We start from the raw sequence: 21,785 nt of genomic DNA on the forward strand, positions 1-21,785 counted from the left end.
GCGCTGCGCATCTTCGGCCGGGGCCGCGAATCCATGGGCGCTGCGAGTCAGCGGCCGGCTGGGGCGGCGAGCCAAGGATCGCTGCGAGTCAGCAGCCGGGACGGGGGCTGCGCTTCAGCGGCCGGAACCAGGGAAGCGCGTCGGCGTGGGGCGCGGATCCGGGGGTTGGGCGTCAGCGTGGGGCGCGGCACCGTCCGTCAGCGGCCGACGCTCACGCAGATGCAGGCGCGGTTGCCCTGTCGGTCCTCGAGCACGGTGAAGCTCGGGGCGTGATCGGTGTCGATAACGGTCCCACCGGCCTTGACCGCGCGATCGATGCGGGTCTGTGCCTGATCGTGCGGGACCCAGACGTCGAGGTGGAACCGCTGGCGCGGGGTCGGGTGCTCATCGGTGAGCTGAAACCACAGCGGAGCGACCTGTCCGGTGTTCTCCGTCACCGTGCCACCGTAGTCGGAGGAGAAGCCGGAGGAGCCGTTGACCTCGCCGATGTCCCCGCCGAGCACCGCAGCCCAGAACGGCGCGATGGATTCCGCGCGCGGGGTGTCGAGCGCGATCTCGATCTCGGTGAGCCGCTCAGGGGCGGCACCGATGCCGAGTCCCGCGGCGATCTCGCTGATGCGGGCGGCCATGGAGATGTCGCGGCGGGTGACGCCCCCGGCGCTGTGGCTCGTGAGCTCGAGGTCGACGTGGAGGTAGCGCAGGTCGATGTCGGGGTGGTGGTCGGCGTCCTCGGCCGCCTCGGCGACGGCATCGACGAACCGGACGCCCGTGGGGAAGTCGCCGCTGAGGAAGCGCGCGCGGACGGTCCGGTTGACCAGCCTCCACTCCGGTGCGAGGGTCTCGTGGATCCGGCTGTTCGAGAGAATCTCCATCCCCGCATTATCCCGCTGCGGGCGCACCCCTGTCAGCCCCCGCACCCCTCCGCCTAGACCCTGCAATTTCCGAAGGTTCCTGGGAACGGATTCGCACTTCTCTGCAATGTCACCGACGAGGCCACCGGTGCGAGACGCGGCTCGGAGCACCCGAGGCGCACCCGGTCCGAGTCGAAGCGCAGAGGGTCCGGGCGGCTGCCATCGGCGCCCCGGCCCAGAATGCAATTTCGTGCGGTTCCGTTCTCAGGAACCGCACGAAATTGCACGCTCAGGGGTGGGATGGGTCAGACGGCGACGGCGGCTGAGCGCTTCTCCCGCGCGCCGGCGAGCGCCTCGCCCCACATGATCATGTCCTCGATCATCGGCGCGAAGGTCTGGCTCGAGACCTCCTGCGGGGTGAACCGTCCGTCGGTGAAGTCGGTGAAGATGCTGAACGAGGTCTGGTCGCGCACCACTGCGACCCGCGAGTTCGCGAGCACGAGGCGCAGGTGCTCCGCTGCGCGCACTCCCTTGTCGGCTCCGTAGTTGACGATGCCCGCGACCTTGTGGTTGAACTCGAGGCTGACGTAGTCGAGCGCGTTCTTGAGGTTGCCGGGCACCGAGTGGTTGTACTCGGGAGTGACGAAGATGTACCCGTCGAACTCCTCGAGCTTGGCGCCCCACGCCTTTGTGTGGTCGTTCTGGTACATGTGCGCACCGGCGGGAATCGGCTCGTCGAGCACGGGCAGATCGAAGTCGTCGTAGCGAACGATCTCCGCCTGGATGCGGTCGTGCCCGGCGAGCTCCGCGGCCACCCAGTCGACGACCTGGGGATTGATGGCATTCGGACGGTTCGAACCGGCGATGATGGCGATCTTGAGCATGTGTCTCCTTCGTATCGACCGCGAGCTGCTCCGGATCCCGGTCCGGGCCGCGCGGTGCGGGCTGGTGCGACGCAGTCGAGCGGCGGTCGAGTCGCCGCTGTAGCCGCAGGCGAAACCCCGCTGCGCCATTGCTCTCGTCAATGTAGTTGAAGCGTGAATTATTCCGGCTTCTCCGCGGGTCCCGGTGTGATCCTGCTCGCACCCGCCCCCTGACGCGCAGGGTGCGGGGCCGGGACGGCACGGAGATGCTCGGGGCAGTCGGCACGGAGGAGTTCAGAACAGCCGGAAGGAGCCGAGGCCGCTCGGGAGGCACATGGCGGCTGGAAGGCCGTGGGGCGCCGGGAGACGAACCCGCGCGAACCCGAATCCGGATCCGCGGCGCCCGCTCGCCGCAGCCCGCGCACCCTCTACACTGGGTGGCGTCCCCACCATCAAGCCGCCTTGACGCGGAACCGAACAGGACGGAGCCGCCGATGGGCAGCCATGAGAAGCACACCGACAGCCCGCTCACCGGGATCGACCCCGAGGTCCGGGACGCCGGAGCGGGTGAGCGCGACACCTCGGGCGCGGGCCTCCCGGAGCACGCGGCACAGCCCTCCCACGCCGACAAGCCCGACTCCCCGACCGACCTCAAGCCGCCCTCATGGAAGTACATCGCGCGCACGACCCTGCGCGAGTACCTCGACGACGAATGCATGGACCTCGCCGCCGGCCTGACCTACCGCATGGTGCTCTCGATGTTCCCGGCGATCATCGCCCTCGTCTCGATGCTCAGCCTCGTGGGCCAGAGCGGATCGGTCATCGAGAGCGTCCTCCGGGAGGCCGAGCGCTTCATTCCGGCCGACACCTGGAACACCGTCGAACCGGCGCTGTCGGCCGTGCTCACCGCACCCGCCCCCGGCCTCGGCCTCATCATCGGCCTGGTCGTCGCGCTGTGGACGGCCTCCGGCTACGTCAAGGCGTTCGGCCGGGCGATGAACGGGATCTACGACGTCCCCGAGGGGCGCGGGCTCGTCAAGATCAACGCGCAGATGTACGGCCTCACCGCACTCCTCCTGGCCCTCGGCGCCGTGGCCCTCGTGATCTTCGTCGTGTCGGGACCGGTGGCGGAGTTCGTCGGCGGGCTCATCGGGCTGAGCGGCACGGCCGTCGCGGTGTGGGACATCGCCAAGTGGTTCCTGCTCGCCGTGGTCGTCATCGTCATCGTCGCGCTCCTGTACTACGCGACTCCGAACGTCCGCCAGCCGAAGTTCCGGTGGATCAGCATCGGAGCCGTGGTCGCGATCGTCATCGCCGTGCTCGCGACGCTCGGATTCTTCTTCTACGTCACGAACTTCGGCAACTACAACGCCACCTACGGAGCGCTCGCCGGCGTCATCATCCTGTTGCTGTGGCTCTACATCGTCAACGCGGTGCTGCTCCTCGGCGCGGAGATCGATGCCGAGCTCGAGCGCGGCCGAGAGCTCCAGGCGGGACTGCCCGCAGAGCGCGAGATCCAGCTGCCGCCGCGCGACACCACCGCAAGCGACGCGAAGGAGAAGAAGTTCTCCGAGGACGTCGAGCGCGCCCGTGCACTGCGCGTCTCCGCCGGCGAGACCGCCGACCCCGACGAGGCGAAGCGCGACTGAAGCAGGCGCCGCGGGCAGGCGCCACCTGCGGGAACCGTCCCCCGGACATGCCTCACCTGCGGCAGAAGTCTCTCGGACGTGCTCACCTGCGACAGAAGTCTCTCGGACGTGCTCACCTGCGACAGAAGTCCCGAGAACCGACGGAATCCGGGACATCTGCCGCAGGTGAAGCGCTCCGAGCAGCGCGAGCGTCGCTGGGCCCTCAGGCACGGAGCCCGAGGCCCCTCGCGCCCGGCCTCAGGCCTCAGGCCTCAGGTCTCAGACCTCACGCTTCGAGGATGACCTTGAGGGCCTTCGTCTCGGCGGCCCGGCCGAACACGTCGTAGGCCTCGATGATGTCGTCGAGCTTGAATGTGTGCGAGACAAACGGCGTCGCGTCGAGCTTCTTCGAGGCGACCATCTTGAGCAGCGTGTCGGTGGTGTTGGCATTGACGAGGCCCATCGTCATCGCGATGTTCGAGATCCACAGCTCGTCGAGCGGGAGCTCGACCCCGGTGCCGTGGACCCCGACGTTCGCCACGGTGCCGGCCGGTCGGACGATGTCGAGGCACATGATGAAGGTCTGCGGAATGCCGACCGCCTCGATCGCCACGTCGACGCCGAGCCCGTCGGTCATCGCCATGACCTGGTCCTTCCAATCGGCATCCGAGGAGACCACGCCGTCGGTCGCGCCGAACTTCTTCGCCTCCTCGACGCGGTTCGCATCGAGGTCGATCGCGATGACGCGCGAGGGGCCGTAGAGGTCGGCGGTGAGCATCGCGGCGAGCCCCACGGGCCCCGCACCGATGACGGCGACGACGTCGCCGGGCTTGACGCGACCGTACTGGACGCCGATCTCGTGCCCGGTGGGGAGGATGTCGGAGAGGAGCACGCCCTCGGCATCGCTCACACCCTCCGGGATCCGGTGGAGCGAGGTCTCGGCATAGGGGACGCGGACGAACTCGGCCTGCGTGCCGTCGATGAGGTGCCCGAAGATCCAGCCGATGCCCTCGGCCCCCTCGGCGCCCAGGCAGTGCGAGTTGACGCCCTGCTTGCAGTAGGTGCACCGGCCGCACGCGGACACGCACGAGATGATGACGCGATCGCCGACGGACAGCGTCGTCACCGCCGAACCGACCTCGGTGATGGTGCCAACGCCCTCGTGCCCGAGGATCCGGCCGTCGGTGACCGCCGGCACGTCGCCCTTGAGGATGTGGAGGTCGGTGCCGCAGATGGTCGTGGTGTCGATCTTGACGATGACGTCCGTGGGCTGCTGGATCGTGGGATCCGGCACCTCCTCCCAGGACTTCTTGCCGGGGCCGTGGTAGACGAGAGCCTTCATGAGTGCCTCCTTCATCGAATCGGCCCTCCGGCGGTTTCCGGGAGCCTGCCCCATAGTCGAATGCACCGACGCGAATACGTGATGTACACCACATGTCGAGAAGGTGTCGTCCGCGCTTCGGACCGCTTCGGAAGCTCATCCACCCCGGGCAGCGTCGAGACGCCGGCCTGCACCCCGCGCCGCATCGAGGAGGCCGGCCCGCGCCCCTTGCCGCCGCACGGTTCCGGAATTGGGTTCCGCGCACGCCCTCCGGCCGACGCCGCCTCGGCGTCGCACCCGTTGCCCCCCTCCCCTCCCGTTCCTAGACTCGACGGAGAGCCACCGAACGTTCGATCAGCGATGCCGCTGACGCCGCCCCCTTGCGAAGGAGCACCCGTGACCACCATCGGACCCGAGGTCGACTACCGCGTCGAGGACGGCGTCGCCGTCCTCACCCTCAACCGCCCCGAGCGCCGCAACGCGTTCAACCGCGCCCTGCTCGCCGCCTGGGCCGCCGCAATCGACACCGCTGCAACCGACCCCGAGGCGAAGGTCCTCCTCATCACCGGCGCCGGCAAGGGCTTCTGCGCCGGGGTCGACCTCGGCGAGTTCGGCGGGGTGACCGAGACCCTCGAGCGCCGCGCCTACCTCGCCGACGACGTCCACGCCGTCGCCCGCGCGCTCGAGCACCTCGAGAAGCCCTACATCGCCGCGATCAACGGCGACGCGATCGGTGCGGGCATGGACATGGCGCTCATGGCCGACATCCGCCTCATCGCCGATGTGGCCCGGCTCTCGCAGGGATACGTGCGCGTGGGCCTCGTGCCCGGCGACGGCGGGGCGCACATGCTGCCGCGCATCGTCGGCGAGCAGCGGGCGCTCGAGCTCATGTGGACCGGCCGGTTCATCGACGGCGCCGAGGCCACCGCGCTCGGAATCACCATGGCCCACCACCCGGCCGAGGAGCTCCTCCCCGCGGCGATGGAGCTCGCGAAGTCGCTCGCCGCCGGCCCGCCCATCGCGATCCGCACGATCAAGCGCCTCACCCGGATCGCGCGCACCCAGTCGCTCACCGACCACCTCGTCCATGCTGCTGCGGAACAGGCTGTCATCCAGTCGACCGCGGACTCCGCCGAGGCCGTCGCCGCATTCAAGGAGAAGCGCACCCCCCGATTCCAGGGACGCTGACGCGCTCCGGTGCCGCTGACTCGCCACTCGACTGCGACCCCGAGGGATTCGAACCCCGGAGGGAGCGGCGGGGCCGGCACGCACTGGGCAGTGAGCACCCCGCTGACGGCGGGGGGTCGGATCATCCCGAGCGGTGAGCACCCTGCTGGAGGCGGGGATCGGCACTCCCCGGGTGGCGACCACCTCGGCGACGGCGGATGCAAGCACGCACTCGGTGTTGACCGCCCCGGTGGCGGATCCTAGACTTGAGACCGATCCACACTGAACGTTCGCTCAGTAAAATCCCATCCGCGTCCGGTCGCCCGCCTCGCCCGTTGTCGCCTCCTCGCACTGCCGCGACGAAGCCCCGCAGGCGTCGGTCACCACCCGGCGCGACCCCGGGTCGGCCTCCGGCCCGCGGGACACGTCTGCGAAGGAGCATGATGAGCTCGTCCGAGATCCGTACCCGCATCCGCACCCTGCTCGACGAGTGGCTGTCCGCGGGGCGGTTCACGCCCACGGTGGACTGCTGGCTGCGGTCGGTCGATCGCGACTTCTCCCGCGCCCTCGGCGAGGCGGGTCTGCTGGGAATGACGTGGCCGGTGGAGTACGGCGGCGAGGGCCGGCCGAACACCGATCGGCTCGCGCTCACCGAGGAGATGCTCCGCGTGGGTGCTCCGGTCACAGCGCACTGGATCGCCGAGCGGCAGATCGGTCCGGCGGTGCTGCGTGCCGGGACCGAGGAGCTCAAGGCCCAGGTGCTGCCCGACATCGTCGCCGGGCGGGCGATCATCGGCCTCGGGATGAGCGAGCCGGAATCCGGTTCGGACCTCGCGAGCGTGCGGACGCGGGCGGTGCCGACCGAGGGCGGGTGGATCCTCAACGGCCACAAGATCTGGACCACGCAGGCGCACAACGCGACCGGGATGTACATCCTCGCCCGCACCTCGGAGGAGGAGAAGAAGCACCAGGGGCTCAGCGAGTTCGTCATCGACATGGACTCCCCGGGCATCGAGGTGTCCCCGATCGTCGATCTCGCCGGGGAGCACCATTTCAACGAGGTCCGCTACACCGATGTGTTCGTCCCCCGCGAGCGCCTCATCGGCACCGAGGGCGAAGGGTGGAAGCAGGTCGTCGAACAGCTGAGCTTCGAGCGCGGCGGCCCGGAGCGGGCGCTGTCGACCTGGGTGCTCGTGCCTGAGGTGCTCGCCGCCGACGGCCTGCGCACCGACGAGGGCGCGCTGCGGGACCTCGGTCAGGTCGTCGCCGAGCTCTCGGCGCTGCGCCACATGTACCGGCGGATCGCCGCGGCGCTCGACGCCGGGGAGGCGCCGGTCCGGCTGGCGGCGGCGTCGAAGTTCATCGGCAACGGGTTCGAGAAGGGGCTCATCGACATCGCCCGCCGGATCGTCCCGACCCCGGGCGAGAACCTCGCCGGTCTCATCCAGCAGGCCCTGTGGGCCTCGCCGGCGTTCGGGATCCGGGGCGGCGCGGAGGACGTGCTGCTCGGGATCGTCGCGAAGCTCGAACTGCCCCGCGACCTGTCGAAGGCCACCCCGCAGCCCCGCCTCGCCGACGCCGAGGCGCAGGAGCTCGTCGAGCTCGCCTGCAAGGTCGCCGGGGGTTCGCTGCTCGAGGTCGACCGCAGTGAGGCGGGTCAGGACCGGCTCCGCTCGACGGTCGAGGACCTCGGCTGGACCCGCGTGTCGGTGCCGGAATCGGCCGGGGGCTCCGGCGGCTCGCTCGCCGATGCCGGGGCGATCGTCCGCGGCCTCGCGCGCCTCGGCGTCACCGCGGGGCTCGCCGACCACATCGTCGCCGCGCACTCCGGTGCCGGACTCGGCGAACGGGAGTCCCGGGCTCTCGCGGCGCTGCTCGACGCCGCGGTGCTCGTCGGTGCCGGTGAGGCCGCCCTCGCGCTGACGATCACCCATGTCATCGAGCGCGAGCAGTTCGGCGCGCCGCTCGCCGCGATCCCGGCGGTGAAGTCGTGGATCGCCCGCATGCGCATGCAGCTCGATCTCGCCGCCGAGGCCTACGACCGCGCCCTCGAGATCGCCGGAGACGCACTCGTGGCCGGTGAGGCGGATGGCGACGGGGCGGCTCGCGGCGGGGCGGGCGACGCACAGGGTGCGGGCGACGCACCGGGAGCGGGCGCCTCGGGCACGGGGATCACCGACGCCCAGGAGGCCGCCGCCCTCTCCGCGAAGGCGATCGCCGCGCAGGCCGGCGGACTCGTCGCCGCCCAGACCCACCAGCTCCACGGAGCCATCGGCATCACGGCCGAATACCCGCTCCACCACCTGACCCAGCTCATCTGGGCCACCCGCGATGCCGGGACGAGCGAGCACGCCGCCCTCGTCTCCCTCGGCCGCATGGCGCTCGCCGGCGGCGAACCCGTGATCTGGGACCAGCTCACCGACTCCGCCCCGGAGGACTGAGACCCCGGAAACGCATCGAGTGGTCAGTCTTGGTCGGATACTCGCGAGTATTCGACCAAGACTGACCACTCGGTGGGAGGGGCGGGGAAAAGTGCCCACTCAACGGGAGGGGGAAAAGTGCCCGCTCGACGGCAGGGAGGTTCGGAAACTTCGCGACCGCCGGCCCGGTTCAGAAGCTCAGGATGTCCTCGGCCTCGAGGTGGGTGATCTCGTTGCCGGTGAGCATGATCGCCCGGTCTCCGCCGAAGCGCACGCGGGTGATCCCAGCGTGGGCGGGGCGGAAGAGGAAGTCCCGGTCGAGTCCGTACTCCTCGGCGAGGAAGGCGTTGATGACGCCGCCGTGGCAGGCGATCGCGAGCTGCTCGCCGGCATGGCGCCGGGCGATCTCCCAGATCGCGCCGTGGACGCGCGCCCGGAACTCCGCGGACCCCTCGCCCAGCGGAATGGAGTCCCAGGTGAGAGTCTCGACCAGCTGCCGGCTCGCCTCGATCGCGCGTTCCGTTCCGACGGCCTGCTCGAAGCTCTGCTCCCCCGGCACGTCGCGGAAGATCCCCACCTCCTTGAGGCGCTCGTCGACGACGACCTCGACCCCGTGATGGGCTGCGATCGCCTTCCCGGTGTCGTGTGCGCGCGACAGGTTCGAGGAGTACACCGCATCGAGGCCGGCACCGGCGAGCGCGCGGCCCACCGCCTCGGCCTGGGCCCGACCCTGCTCGGACAGGTGGGCGTCGTAGGCCATCGACTCCGGGGAGTCCCTGCCGGCGCGGACCTGCTGACCGTGCCGGACGAGGTACACGTCCGTGGCATCGTCGACGCGGGTCAGCAGCGCGGTGCCGAGGGCACGGCCGAGGAAGTTGCTCATGAGTCTCCGTTCAGAATGGTTGTGCACCGATCAGCGATGGGAATCGTGCCGGGCGCCCGCCGGGGCCGTTCCGTCCTGCGGCGGCCTCCGAGGTCTCCGGCCGCCGGGACCGCCCGCGCAGCGGAGCGACCCCGGCAGCACCCGGAGGCCGCGGCGCCCGGGAACGCCCGACGCAGCGGAGTGACCCGGCAGCGCCCGAATGCTCCGGCACCCGGGACCACCGACAGCACCGAACCTGCGAACAGCACCGGCCGCGTCGTCCGTTCAGCTCGGCGCGCCGCCGTCGACGGTGAGCAGCGCTCCGGTGGTGTACGAGGCGAGGGACGAGGCGAGATAGAGCACGGCGCCGACGATCTCGTCGGGCTCGCCCCCGCGCTCGGCCGCGAAGCTCTTGGCCCGCTCGCCGAACGCCTCCATGTCCCAGTGCTTGGCGATGTCGGTGAGGAACGTGCCCGGCACCACGGCATTGACCCGCACGGTCGGACCGTAGGCGTGGGCGAGCGCGATCGTCGTCGCGTTGAGCCCGGCCTTCGCCGCCGAATAGGGCACCGTCGACGCCTTGGGGTGGAGCGCCGCGATCGAGGAGATGTTGACGATCGAGCCGCCGCCGGCCTCGGCCATCTTCTCCCCGAGCAGGGCGGACAGCCGGAACGGGCCCTTGAGGTTGAGGCCGATGACCTTGTCGTAGAGCTCCTCGCTGATCCCGGACACCGAGTCGTAGAGCGGCGACGATCCGGCATTGTTGACGAGCACGTCGATGCCGCCGAGGTCGTCCCACACGGTGTGCGCGAATGCGGTGCACTGATCCCAGTCGGCGGCCTGCAGGGCATAGGGGTGGACGCGGCCGCCGGTCTCGGCGGTGATGCGCTCCGCGGCGTCCTCGCACGAGGCGATCTTGCGCGAGGCGATCGCCACCTCGGCGCCGAGCGCGGAGAAGGCGCGGGCCATCTCGAAGCCCATCCCGCGGGAGCCGCCGGTGATGGCGACCTTCTTCCCGGTGAAGTCGAAGGCCCAGCGGCCCGCGCCGGCCGCCGGAGCGGTGCCGGCGGATCCGGTCGGAGTGTTCTGCGGTGCGGTGTTCTCGCTCATGATTCGATGATCTCCATCGCCTGGTCGAAGAGTGACACGGTGCGCTCGTGCAGCCGACGTCCCACGGACTCCGGGGCCAACCCCGCCGAGGCGCGCGCCTGCGAGCCCTCGAGGATGGATCCGAAGCGGAAGCAGGCGAGCACGTGGTAGAAGTCGACGTTCGACACGTCGAACCGGCTGAGCTCGCCGTAGGCGGCGACGACCTCGTCCTTGGCCGGCCAGCCGGGCAGGGCGATGCCGTGGGTCGACGAGAGCAGGTGGCCGAGGTCGAGGAGCGGGTCGCCGAGCGTGCACAGCTCCCAGTCGACGATCGCGGTCACACCCGGCTGATCGCGGGTGAAGAGGACGTTGCCGGGGTGGCAGTCGCCGTGGATGATCCCGGTGTTCTGCTCCGCGGGCATGTGCTTCTCGAGCCATGCCGGGATCGCCTCGGCACCGGGGTGGTCGAGGCCCGGCCACTCGGGGAAATCGCGGTAGCTCTCGAGCTGCCCGACCCAGCGGGCGGGCTGGCGGGCGAGCCAGCCGTCCGGCTTGCCGAAGCCCTCGAGCCCGACCGCGAGGTGATCGATGTTTCCGAGCTCCGCGACCGCACGGGCATGGGCGAGTCCCATCGCGTGCTGCCACTCGGGGTCCGCGGACACGTGCTCCGGCACCCCGCTCACCCCGTTGAAGCCGTCGACGGAGCGCATGATGAAGAACGCGTTGCCGAGGACATCGAGGTCGTCGCAGGCGGCGATGAACTCCGGGTGCGGGACCCTGCTGCCGCCGAGCGCGGCGAGCACCCGGGCCTCGCGGAGCATGATCTGGTCGGAGTTCTTCCGCTTGTTCACCGGCGGACCCCGGTAGATCAGCCGCTCGTCGTTCCACGTGAATCCGAGCAGCACGTTCTGGGTGCCCCCGGTGAGGAAGTCGGGATCGGTGAGCTCGCCGGGGCCGACCTCGGTGCGCAGCCAGTCGGCGAGCGTGTCGAGCTCGATCCCGGCCTCGCGCGCGTGCTCCGCGGCGACGGCCGCGTCGTCGACCTCGCTCACGATGCCGCCTCGAGGTACTGGGCGAACTTCTTCTTCGCCTCCTCGGCACGGGTCGGGATGTGCTGGCTGGGCACCTCGTGCGGCTCGTAGTTCCGCAGCACCCGGCGGGACACCGTGACCTTGTGGACCTCGTCGGGGCCGTCGTAGATCCGTGCGGCGCGCGCATTGCGGTACATGTCCTCGAGCGGCAGGTCCCCGGTGATGCCGAGGGAGCCGTGCACCTGGATGGCCCGGTCGATGACGTTGAACAGCACCTGCGCGCCCCAGAACTTGATGATCGCGATGTCGGTCAGCGCGTTCTTCGTCCCGCCCTGATCCATCTTCCACGCCGCCTGCAGGGTGAGCAGCCGCGCAGCCTCCATCTCCGCCTTCGAGGTCGCGACCATGTCCTGGATCATCTGCTTGTCCTTGAGCAGACCACCGGCCACCCTGCGGCTGACGACCCGCTCACACATGATGTCGAACGCGCGCTGCGCCTGGCCCAGCCAGCGCATCGCGTGGTGGATCCGGCCCGGCCCCAGACGCTGCTGGGCGAGCATGAAGCCCTGACCCTCCTCGCCCACGAGATTGCCCACCGGCACCCGTACGTTCTCGTACAGGATCTCCGCGTGCCCCTTGTCACCGGCCGCGGCGGAATGGCCCATGACCGGGATGTCGCGCACGATGTTCACACCGGGGGTGTCGCGGTCGACGATGATCATCGAGGCCCGCTCATGCGGTTCGGCCTCCGGGTTCGTCACCACCATGACGATGAAGAAGTCCGCGTGCGACCCGTTCGAGGAGAACCACTTGTGGCCGTTGATGACGTACTCGTCGCCCTCCCTCACCGCGGTCGTCGTCAGCTGGGTCGGGTCCGCGCCGGCGCCCGGCTCGGTCATCGAGAAGCACGACCGCAGCTCACCGGCGAGCAGCGGCTTCATCCACCGCTCCTTCTGCTCGTCATTCGCCCCGATCGCCAGCAGCTCGGCATTGCCCGAATCCGGGGCGTTGTTGCCGAAGATCGACGGCGCGAAGGCGCTCTGTCCGAGGATCTCGTGCATGAGACCGAGCTTGAGCTGGCCGAAGCCGCCGCCGCCGAGCTCCGGCTCGAGGTGCGCGGCCCACAGGCCCTGATCCTTGACCTGCTGCTTGAGACCGTCGGTGATCTCCGTGAACGCCTCCGGGCTGAGGTCGACGACCTCGAGGGGCAGGATCTCCTCGCGCACGAAGGTGCGCATCCATTCGAGCTTCTTCTCGAACTCGGGCTCGGTGGAAAAATTCCAGCTCATGTCAGTTCTCCTCCTTAAGAATGGTCAGCGCCTGCTCGGCGAGCTGTTCGACACCGGCGCCGGCGACCTCGGGATCGAAGTCGAGGTCGCCCATCTGCCCGGTGATGAGACGGGTGTAGACGCCCTCGCGGATGCAGGCGAGCTTCCACATCGCGAAGGCCGCGTAGTAGTTGACGTTCGAGGCGGTGATGCCCGACTGCTCCTCGTAGCGGGCGATGAGCTCGTCCTTCGAGGGGAATCCGTCGGCCCGACGGGGGACCCAGATGCTCGTGAGGTCGTCGGGCGTCGTGAGCATCGCGATGAAGTAGCCGAGGTCGGTGAGGACCTCGCCGATCGCGGTGAGCTCCCAGTCCACGACGGCGTTGATCGTCCCGTCGGGGTCGAAGATCATGTTGTTCGGCTTGTAGTCGCCGTGGGCGATCCCGATCACCGAGTCCGCGGCCTCGGGCATCTGCGCGGCGAGGACGTCGTGGACCTCCCGGATCTGCGGGATGTCGCGCTGGGTGATGTTCTCGAACTGGCTGAGCCAGCGGCGCAGCTGCCGTTCGATGAGGCCGCCGGGCCGGCGCAGATCGCCCAGGCCCACCGCATCGACATCGACCCGGTGGATCGCCGCGAGGGTGTCGACCATGCCGAACGCGGTGTCGCGCTTGGCGGCGTCGGGGATGGCCGCCCAGTCCTCCGGGGTGTTGATGGGGAACCCCGGGCAGTGGTCCATGAAGACGAACGGGACCTCCATGACCGCGGGGTCGTCGACGATCTCGAGGACGTTCGTCACCGGGACGTCGGTCGGTCCGAGCGCCGCCATGATGCGCCCCTCACGGGCGACGTTGTGCGCGCTGCCGCCGGTGTGCCCGAGCGGGGGGCGCCGGAGCACCCAGCGCTTCTCACCGTCGACCTCGACGGTGAAGGTGAGGTTCGACCGGCCGATCGACAGCACGGAGTAGGTCACGTCCGTGACCCCGAACTTCTCCTCGATCCATCGACCGACCTTCTCCGGATCGATCCCGGCAGGCACCTTCGCTGCGGTCACCCTCGACCTCCTGATTGAACACTCGTTCGACTCTTTTGAATCGTAGGGATTCCCTGTCCCACCGTCAACCCCCGGAAGGCGCGGCGCCGGGCTGCAGGCGAAACGGCGCCCTGCGCCGACGCCGCCGGAATGCCCGGTCAGGAGCACGGTCCGACCCCGCCGGAATGCCCGGTCAGGAGCACGGTCCGACCCCGCCCTCCCGTCGGCGCACGGCCCTGTGGGAGAATCGGACGACTCGTACCGGCTGCTCATTCAAGGATGAATCCTGTGACCATCGACATCACTGCACCGAACTCCGGCCCGCTCTCCGGCGTCATCGTCGCCGACTTCTCCCGCGTGCTCGCCGGCCCCTACTGCACGATGATCCTCGGCGACCTCGGCGCCACCGTCATCAAGGTCGAGAGCCCCACCGGCGACGACACCCGCGCCTGGACGCCCCCGGCCTACCAGGGCGGCGCCTGCTACTACCAGGCGGTCAACCGCAACAAGCACTCGATCACCCTCGACTTCGGCGATGCCGACGACCTCGCCGTCGCGAAGGACATCGCCGCCCGCGCCGACGTCTTCATCCACAACTTCAAGCCCGGCTCGATCGACAAGTTCGGCCTCGGCTACGCCCGCGTCAAGGAGATCAAGCCGGACATCATCTACGCCCACATCAGCGGCTTCGGCACCTCGGGTGCGGGCGCGGCGCTGCCGGGCTACGACGTGCTCGTGCAGGGCATGGCCGGGCTCATGGACATGAACGGCGAGGCCGACGGCGAGCCGGTGCGCTCGGGGGTGTCGATCTTCGACCTCACCACCGGGATGATGACCGCCGTGGGCATCACCGCCGCGCTGCGCCACAAGGAGCGCACCGGCGAGGGCCAGCTCATCGAGAACAACCTCATGGCGAACGCGATCTTCACCATGGCGAATCAGTACCAGGTCGCCTCGACGACGGGGAAGCACCCGAGCCGCAACGGCAAGGAGCACCCGACGATCTACCCCTACAACGCGTTCCCCACCGCCGACGGCGACCTCATCGTCGTCGCCGGCAACAACGGCCAGTTCGCCCGCCTCTGCCAGGTGCTCGACACCCCGGAGCTGCTCACCGACGAGCGCTTCGACAACCCGGAGAAGCGCAACGTCAACCGCGCCGAGCTGCGCCCGCTGCTCGAGCGCGCCCTGTCGACCAAGGGCAAGGACGAGTGGTTCGGGCTGCTGCGCGCCGCCGGGCTGCCGTGCTCGCCGGTGCAGAACGTCAGCGAGGGCCTCGAGTCCGCGCGCGAGCTCGGCATCGACCCGATCTGGCACACCGAGGACCCGGAGTCGATGCCGACCGTGCGCAGCTCGCTGAGCATGTCCGCCACCCCGGCGAGCTACCGCAAGGAGCCCCCGCAGCTCGGCGAGGACTCCGAGGCCGTGCGCGCCTGGCTCCAGCAGACGCAGGACTGAGCCCCGCGCCCTTCACCTGCGTCAGACGTCCCGCGGGGGTGCTCACCTGCGGAGGATCCCCCGCGGACGCCTCCGATCCGGGACCTCTGTCGCAGGTGAAGCGGCCCGTCGCCGAGGTGTGGCGGCATTGGCACATCGCGGCCGCTCCCGCCTCACCCGTCGCGCCTAGGCTGACGGCATGATCCGTGCTCACCGCGATGCCGCCGCGCCCAGCGCAGACCGCCTTGCCCACGCCCTCAGGGCCTTTCACGGACTCCACGGATTCCTCGTCATCGCCCTCGTCCTCAGCCTGACCCTCGCCGGCTGCGCGCCCCGGGACGACCGGCCGGAATCGACGGAGGCGGAGTTCCGCGCCGAGGCGCTCGGCCTCCCCGGCGTCGAGTCGATCGGCCCGGTCACCGAACCCTGGGACGGTATGCCGCCCGACGCCCAGGAGATCACCCTCGACACCGCCGCCACCGAGGACGAACTACGCGGGACCGGGGATGCCCTGTACGACATGCTCCAGAACCGCCGCTACCCCGACCACGCGCCGTCGATGGTCGTGAGGAGCGGGAAGTTCCAGGGCTTCTACGGCGCGAACATCCACTACTCCCCGCAGGCGTTCGGCAAATCCACCGGCGTCTCCGCGAATGTGCTCGACCTCGAACTCCTGCCGTATCTCCACGGCCTGCCCGATGTGGAGTCGGGAACCCTCGGAACGACTCACCCCGATGAGGCCCCCCGGGCGTCGGTCGAGGTCGACGGTCCGGTGCACCCGTGGTTCGAGGACCGCGTCGCTTCTCCGCACGACGTCATCCTCACAGCAGTGGACGCCCGCAGCGCCGAGGGAGGGGCGACTCCCGAGGACCCGGCACAGCCCTCGGCCCTGGGTTCCGACACCGCCTCCCAGGACGAACAGGATCGGGTCACCGTCGACCTCAGTGATCGCGTGGCTCAGGACAGCTTCGCCCAGCTCGCCGGCGCCCTGGGGCAGGATGCGGAGATCCTCGGCGGAGAGTTCTCCGGAACGCCTCTCCAGGGCGCATTCACGCCGAGCGAACTCGTCGTCGGAACGGCCACTGACGCGGCAGCGGACGAGATCCATAAGAGCGTGCTCGCTCTCTACGGTCCCGATCGACTCCCGTCCCTCGAGATCCGGTCGTCCGAGGGGCTGACCGTCAGCATCGATCGCGAGGGCCTGAGCCGAGCCGGGGCCTACTTCGACGCCGCAAAGGTGTTCCGGGCGATGGGGATCACCGTGACGAGCTTCGACCCCGGCGCGAACACGATCGCACTCACGGTGCCCGATAGCAGGGCGCTGCTCGAACTCGCCGACCATGTGACCACCGGCGACCGGCCCCTGCCCGGCGACGCCGTCTTCATGGTGCAGGATCCGGCGATGGCGAGAGCGGCCGCCGCGCAGGACCCCTCGACCGACGCACTCGCGCCGGAGTCGACGTATGCGGTGCGGGGCACGCCGGAGCGGCTGTCGGAGATCGCTCCCCTCACGGCGGCCCTGTGGGATGCAGGCTTCCTCATCGAGTTCTTCGTGGAGGACTACGCGGGACAGGACCACGGGCTCGAACTCGGCGTGTCGGAGGAGCAGGATCTCAGCTCCCCGGACAGCCGGGCCGCGCTCATCGGGATCCTCCGCGAGCACGGCTGGGATGGCACCGCACACATCCGCCTCGATGCGGGGGACGCCGGATTCCTCCGCCTCGAATCCACCGCGACGGGACCTGCCACCGGGGATCTCCCCGAGTACGACGACCCCGGCGGTGATCCCGCGGGTTGGATGAGCGATTTCATCGACGAGTGGAACGCCACCGCCGGCTGAACCCGACGCCGGTGCGCGGCTGAGCGGTTGTTCCGCTGCGCCGTTGTTCAGCCGCGCGGTTGCTCTGCCGCTCCGCAGTCTCCTTGTCCGCGGGGGGGGTTCCGGTCGGCTTCCTCACCTGCGGGAAATGTCCCAACGGCCCCTTCACTTGCGGAAAATGTCCCTGATCTGCGCTGATTCCGGGACGTCTGTCGCAGGTGAACCCAACGCGGGACGTCTACCCGGGTGAACCCGACACGACGCCGCTGCCGCGGGTGGAGCATCCGCGCCGCGGTGTGTCAGACCCGGCACAGCATCGCCACACCGCGCACCTGACCGGTTCCTACGCTGGACGCATGACACGGATCGCGCTCGCCGTCGGCCTCGTCCTCACGTTGCTCGCCGCAGCGGGCTGCGGTGTGCGCGACACCCGTCCCGAGTCGACGTACGCGGAGTTCGAACAGCAGGCCGCCGCCCTCGCCGGCGTCCGCTCGGTCACCGCCACCGCCGCGTCGACCTACATGATCGACCTCGATCCGCAGGCCGGCGAGGCAGATCTCGCGCAGACCGCCGACGACCTGTTCTTCCTCGTCAACGACCATCGCTATCCGACGGGCGCCCCCGAGGCGACGGTCGAGAGCGGAGTGTTCTCCGGTGAGATCGGCGTCGTGCGGCAGGGAGCCCCGCCGGGCGTGCCGCAGCCCGGTCCGCTCGGCCTCGCGCACCTGCCGTTCCTCCATGCGCTGCCGGATGTCGAGGCGGGGACGCTGAGCGAGCGCGGCGCCTCGGTCCAACTCACCGAGCACACCGATATGCGCACGTGGGCGACCGACGCCGCCGCCTCCCCGCGCGAGCTCCGGCTCTCCGCCCGCCGACCGATGACCGCCGACGAGCTCCGGATGCTCCCGGCGGACGACCGCACCGCCGCAGGGAGCACGGAGGACACCGCCTCACCCGACCCGAACCCTGCCGCCGATCCGAACGCCCCCGCTCCCGAACCCGCACCGGAGCAGCCCGTCGTCTCGCTCGTCCTCGATCTCTCCCGGCCGGATCTGCCCGCAGATCTCACCCGCCTCCACGAGACCGCCGACGCGGCCTCCGCCCTGCTCATCGAGGCCGATCTCAGCAGCACCCTCCCGGAGCCGGACGCCGCGCTCGCCGTCTCCGCCGATGCGGACATCCCTGCGGCCTACGCGGCGTTCGCGGCGGAGTACGGACAGGACCAGCTCGACGATGTGCGCGTCCGTTCGGCCGAGGGACTCTCAGTCACCGGTGGCGGCGGGAACATCGACGCGCACTTCGCCGCCCGCGACCTCCTTGTCGAGGCCGGTGCAGCGGTGACCTCGATGGACCTCCGACGCGGTGCTCTGACTGCCGAGGTGCCGGACGGCACCACCCTGCGAGCGCTCGCCGCTGCGACGGGCGGACCCGCCTGGCCGTTGCCGTCGGACACCCGGATATCCGTGCGCAACACCGCGCATCCCGACGACTCCCCGTACTTCGACGCCGACGAATGGCCGTCCCATGCGGATCTCCTCGCCGCCCTGTGGGAGAACGGGTTCGATGCGATCCGGATGTCCGGCGGCACGCAGCGCAGCGACTTCGACCTCCGCATCCAGCCCTCGGACACCCAGGACCTCACGAGCCCCGACAGCCGAGCAGCCCTCATCGACGTGCTGCGCACCATCGGCTGGGGCGGGAAGGCCCAGATCAGCCTGTCCACCGGCGGCCACCTCGTCTTCTGGTCGACCGAGGACGGCCCCGCCGAGGATGCCTACATGTCCCTCCACGGCGCGGACCGGAAGCCCTCCGGCTGGGCCGCAGACTTCCTCGCCGAATGGGATGCGAGCGCGTGATGCGGCCGCCCGCAGTCCCGCTCCTCTGCCTCGCGCTCCTCGTCGCGACCGGGTGCGCACCGCTCGAGGGGCGCGGCATCGACCTCCGTCCGCGCTCGTCGATCGACACCCTGGTCGAGGAGATCCGCACCCTGCCCGGCATCACCGCGGTCGCAGAGGCCGACCCCGGCAGCGTCGAGGCCGAGATCGACGGCACCACCGGGGTCCGCGACCTCACCGCGACCGCTGAGGCGCTCTTCGCCCTCGTCAACGACTATCGCTACCCCCACGGCACCCCCGAGGTCGAGGTGTCCAGCGGACGGTTCACCGCGGACGTCCCGGCGTCTCCCCCGGGCTCCGCGCAGCCCGCCTCGTCGGCGGCGCCGGCGCTCGGAGCACTCCCGTTCCTCCACTCCCTGCCCGAGGTCGCCGCCGGTCGCCTGCCCGGCGGCACCCGGGTCGAGATCGAGCTCGAGGCGGACACCGACATCGGCGCCTGGACGGAAGCGGCCGCCGCGCGGACCCGGCCCCTCGAGCTCGCGGTCCACCGCCCGCGCACCGCCGCGGAGCCGGCCGACCCGACGCCGGAGCAGCTGCCGCGCGAACCCGATCTCCCGAACGCCGTCGAGTACCTCGTCGACCTCGACGACCCGGCGTCCCGGGCCGCCCTCGAGGACATCCATGCGGCTCTCGACCAGACGCCGTACCTGCTCACCCGCGCCGAGGTGGGCCCGAGCTCCGGAACCACCGATCTGACGGTCCAGGTGCCGGGCTGGGAGGACATCCTCCCCGCCTACGATCACCTCGGTTCCGCGCTCGGCGCAGGCGGACTTCCCGACCGCGGCAGCGCCGAGGTCGTCGCGGCGGTGGTCACCGATTCCGGCCTCGAGGTGAAATCTCCCGACGACGGGCTCACCGAGCTCCTCGCCGTGGCGGACCCGATCGCCGAACACGGGGGCACAATGACCTCGGCGAATGCTCGGCAGGGAAGCATCGGCATCCGCGTGGGCGACGTCGACGCACTGACCGCCGTCGTCGACTACGCCTCGTCCGACGCGTGGCCGCTGAGCAGCGCCACCCGGCTGCAGATCGGTTCCGCACCGCAGTCCGATTCCTCGCATCTCACCGTCGCGGAATGGCCCGCGGAGCTGCCCCTCCTCGTCTCGCTGTGGGACGCGGGCTGGGACACATCGACCGTCGGGCGGCACACCACGGAGGACGGGACGGCGTCGGTGCTCGATATCGGCGTGTCCGCGCTCGACCGGCAGGCCCCGCCCACCGCGCCGGAGCAGACGGAGATCGTCCGCCTCCTCCGCGCCCACGACTGGCACGGGGACGGAGCGATCACGATCCGCGCCGCCGGGCAGACCATGCACTTCGCGAGCACCGCAGACGGGCGCGCCTCATCCGCCTCCCTCGGCCCGGACGGACGACGACCCACGGGCTGGACGGCGGACCTCATCGATGCGTGGAACGCCACCGCCGGCTGACCGGCAAGCCCCGGGCGCTCGCCGCTGCCACAGCGGTCCCCGCCGAGGTGTTCCGGGCCTGGCACAGGATCGCCACACCCGGCACCGGGCCCGTTCCTAGGCTGACCGTATGAAGCGTCTCCCCGTCACCCTCGGCCTCCTCGTCACCCTGCTCGTGGCGTCCGGCTGCTCTGTGCTCGAACGGTTCGGGGGGAACGTCTCCGACCCTCGCCCGCTCTCCTCGATCGAGACGCTGGTCGACGAGATCCGCACCCTGCCCGGCATCACCTCGGCCACGGAGTCCGCCCCCGGCACCGTCGATGCCGACCTCCGCATCGACGCCTCGCCGACTGAGCTCGACGACACCGAGCGGGCCCTCTTCGACCTCGTCAACGACTTCCGGTACCCCGGCGGCACTCCCGAAGTCACCGCGACGAGCGGGAAGTTCACCGCGACCGTCCCCGAATCGCTGCCCTGGGTCATGTACGACCCGCCGCCCACTCCCCCGGCGCTCTCCGCGCTGCCGTACCTCCACACGCTCCCCGACGTCGCCGCCGGCCACCTGCCGGGCGGTTGGGGCATGCTCGCGGGCATGCACCCCGGGCAGATCCCGCCGAGCTCCCGCGCCGTTCTCGAACTCGAACCGGATACGGACATGACCGCCTGGACGGAATCCGTCGCCGACGACTCCCTGCCGCTCGAACTCGACGTCCGCCGTCCGCGCTCCGCCGACGAACCGGCCGACCCGACGCCGGAGGAGCTCCGCGGGGAGATGGATCGACCGAACGTCGTCGAGTACGTGATCGACCTCGCCGACCCCGGCACCCTGCCGATCCTCCACGACGTGCACCGAGCACTCGACGGTACCGATCACCTGCTCACCCGCGCGGAGATCAGCCCGACCCGAGGGGACACCGCGCTGTCGATCCAGGTGTCCGAGCCGGAGGACATCGTCCCCGCGTTCGCGCACCTCGAGTCCGCGCTCGGTCCGATCGGCTACGGCGAGGGAACCGACGTCGAGGTCGTCACCGACGGCGGGCTCGAGACCACCGAGCCCGATGACGGCTTCGAGGACCTCTTCGTCGTCATCGATCCGCTCGCCGAGCGCGGCGGCACGGTGACCCGCCTCGGCGGCGACGGGACGGCCGCTGGCAGCACCGTGACCGTCGGGGTGCCCGACGCCGACGCACTCCGCCGCATCGTCGACTACGCCGGCTCCGAGGAATGGCCGCTCGCCCCGGAGACCATGCTGGAGATCGGCACGGACCCCCACTGGGCGACCGCGAGCGCCTCCGCCGCCCGGTGGCCTGCGGAGGTGCCGTTGCTCGCCGCGCTGTGGGAGGCCGGCTGGGACGCCTCGACCGTCGACGATCTCCGCGGTGCATCCTCCGATGGCACCGGCAGCCGGTGGGACTTCGGGGTCATGGTCTCCGCGCATGACCGGTTCACGTCGCCTGCGCCGGCCGAGCGGGAGGAGATCGTGCGACTCCTCCGGGCGCGCGACTGGGACGGCACAGCTCGGATCCGGCTCCGCATCGGCGACCACGAGCTCACGTTCTCGAGCACTGCGGACGGCACCGCGACCGCGGTGAGCTACGAGGAGGACAGCACGCGGCCCCTGCGCTGGGAGAAGGAGTTCGTCGAGGCCTGGGACACCACCGCCGGCTGATCCCGGCCACCACGGTCGGGTGC

16 protein-coding genes are annotated in these 21,785 nt (G+C 70.4%); 8 read left to right on the top strand and 8 right to left on the bottom strand.

The genetic code is table 11. The features are described from left to right. Positions 1–197: 197 nt before the first annotated feature. Complete coding sequence (locus C1A17_RS08895; RefSeq protein WP_101652665.1) at positions 198–872, bottom strand: 4a-hydroxytetrahydrobiopterin dehydratase; 675 nt, start codon at positions 870–872, stop codon at positions 198–200. Between the two features lie 284 nt (positions 873–1,156). Beyond that, complete coding sequence (locus C1A17_RS08900; RefSeq protein ID WP_101652666.1) at positions 1,157–1,735, bottom strand: NADPH-dependent FMN reductase; 579 nt, start codon at positions 1,733–1,735, stop codon at positions 1,157–1,159. 473 nt (positions 1,736–2,208) lie between these two features. On the opposite strand from C1A17_RS08900, the gene C1A17_RS08905 reads away from it, so the two are divergent. After that, positions 2,209–3,363, top strand: coding sequence for a YihY/virulence factor BrkB family protein (locus C1A17_RS08905; protein ID WP_101652667.1), 1,155 nt, complete (start codon positions 2,209–2,211; stop codon positions 3,361–3,363). A 265-nt stretch (positions 3,364–3,628) separates the two neighbouring features. On the opposite strand, the gene C1A17_RS08910 is transcribed toward C1A17_RS08905, so the two are convergent. Beyond that, entirely contained in the window at positions 3,629–4,684 is a 1,056-nt protein-coding gene (locus tag C1A17_RS08910) for a zinc-dependent alcohol dehydrogenase family protein (protein WP_101652668.1), read from the bottom strand. Between the two features lie 375 nt (positions 4,685–5,059). Between C1A17_RS08910 and C1A17_RS08915 the strand changes: the two genes are divergently transcribed. After that, positions 5,060–5,851: an enoyl-CoA hydratase/isomerase family protein gene (locus C1A17_RS08915; RefSeq protein WP_219618265.1), complete on the top strand. Its 792-nt coding sequence runs from the start codon at positions 5,060–5,062 to the stop codon at positions 5,849–5,851. A 422-nt stretch (positions 5,852–6,273) separates the two neighbouring features. Continuing rightward, positions 6,274–8,271 carry an acyl-CoA dehydrogenase family protein gene (locus tag C1A17_RS14370; protein WP_219618266.1) on the top strand — a complete coding sequence of 666 codons (1,998 nt, stop codon included), beginning with the start codon at positions 6,274–6,276 and terminating at the stop codon, positions 8,269–8,271. A gap of 169 nt (positions 8,272–8,440) precedes the next feature. On the opposite strand, the gene C1A17_RS08925 is transcribed toward C1A17_RS14370, so the two are convergent. The 5 genes from C1A17_RS08925 to C1A17_RS08945 form a co-directional block, all read right to left on the bottom strand. Further along, positions 8,441–9,133, bottom strand: coding sequence for a histidine phosphatase family protein (locus tag C1A17_RS08925; RefSeq protein WP_101652670.1), 693 nt, complete (start codon positions 9,131–9,133; stop codon positions 8,441–8,443). Positions 9,134–9,397: 264 nt separating this feature from the next. Then, positions 9,398–10,222, bottom strand: coding sequence for an SDR family NAD(P)-dependent oxidoreductase (locus C1A17_RS08930; RefSeq protein WP_101652671.1), 825 nt, complete (start codon positions 10,220–10,222; stop codon positions 9,398–9,400). Then, positions 10,219–11,253 (bottom strand): phosphotransferase family protein, encoded by a 1,035-nt coding sequence (locus C1A17_RS08935; RefSeq protein ID WP_219618267.1) that lies wholly within the window; start codon positions 11,251–11,253, stop codon positions 10,219–10,221. Before C1A17_RS08935 ends, C1A17_RS08930 begins: the two co-directional genes overlap by 4 nt. Then, positions 11,250–12,521 carry an acyl-CoA dehydrogenase family protein gene (locus C1A17_RS08940; protein WP_101652672.1) on the bottom strand — a complete coding sequence of 424 codons (1,272 nt, stop codon included), beginning with the start codon at positions 12,519–12,521 and terminating at the stop codon, positions 11,250–11,252. The genes C1A17_RS08935 and C1A17_RS08940 overlap by 4 nt, the downstream gene beginning before the upstream one ends. Position 12,522: 1 nt before the next feature. After that, positions 12,523–13,554: a phosphotransferase family protein gene (locus tag C1A17_RS08945; RefSeq protein ID WP_245873616.1), complete on the bottom strand. Its 1,032-nt coding sequence runs from the start codon at positions 13,552–13,554 to the stop codon at positions 12,523–12,525. A 258-nt stretch (positions 13,555–13,812) separates the two neighbouring features. Between C1A17_RS08945 and C1A17_RS08950 the strand changes: the two genes are divergently transcribed. From C1A17_RS08950 to C1A17_RS08975, 5 genes are all read left to right on the top strand, one after another. Beyond that, positions 13,813–14,991 carry a CaiB/BaiF CoA transferase family protein gene (locus C1A17_RS08950; protein WP_101652674.1) on the top strand — a complete coding sequence of 393 codons (1,179 nt, stop codon included), beginning with the start codon at positions 13,813–13,815 and terminating at the stop codon, positions 14,989–14,991. A gap of 178 nt (positions 14,992–15,169) precedes the next feature. After that, positions 15,170–16,810 (top strand): hypothetical protein, encoded by a 1,641-nt coding sequence (locus C1A17_RS08955; protein WP_101652675.1) that lies wholly within the window; start codon positions 15,170–15,172, stop codon positions 16,808–16,810. A gap of 335 nt (positions 16,811–17,145) precedes the next feature. Further along, on the top strand, positions 17,146–18,645 hold the full coding sequence (locus C1A17_RS14190) for a hypothetical protein (RefSeq protein WP_101652676.1): 1,500 nt from the start codon (positions 17,146–17,148) through the stop codon (positions 18,643–18,645). Continuing rightward, positions 18,642–20,114 carry a hypothetical protein gene (locus C1A17_RS14085; RefSeq protein WP_180953264.1) on the top strand — a complete coding sequence of 491 codons (1,473 nt, stop codon included), beginning with the start codon at positions 18,642–18,644 and terminating at the stop codon, positions 20,112–20,114. Before C1A17_RS14190 ends, C1A17_RS14085 begins: the two co-directional genes overlap by 4 nt. 109 nt (positions 20,115–20,223) lie before the next feature. Further along, positions 20,224–21,762, top strand: a complete 1,539-nt coding sequence (locus tag C1A17_RS08975; protein ID WP_101652679.1) for a hypothetical protein — start codon at positions 20,224–20,226, stop codon at positions 21,760–21,762. Positions 21,763–21,785: the final 23 nt, after the last annotated feature.

This window comes from Brevibacterium ihuae (genome assembly GCF_900184225.1).
Lineage (GTDB): Bacteria > Actinomycetota > Actinomycetes > Actinomycetales > Brevibacteriaceae > Brevibacterium > Brevibacterium ihuae.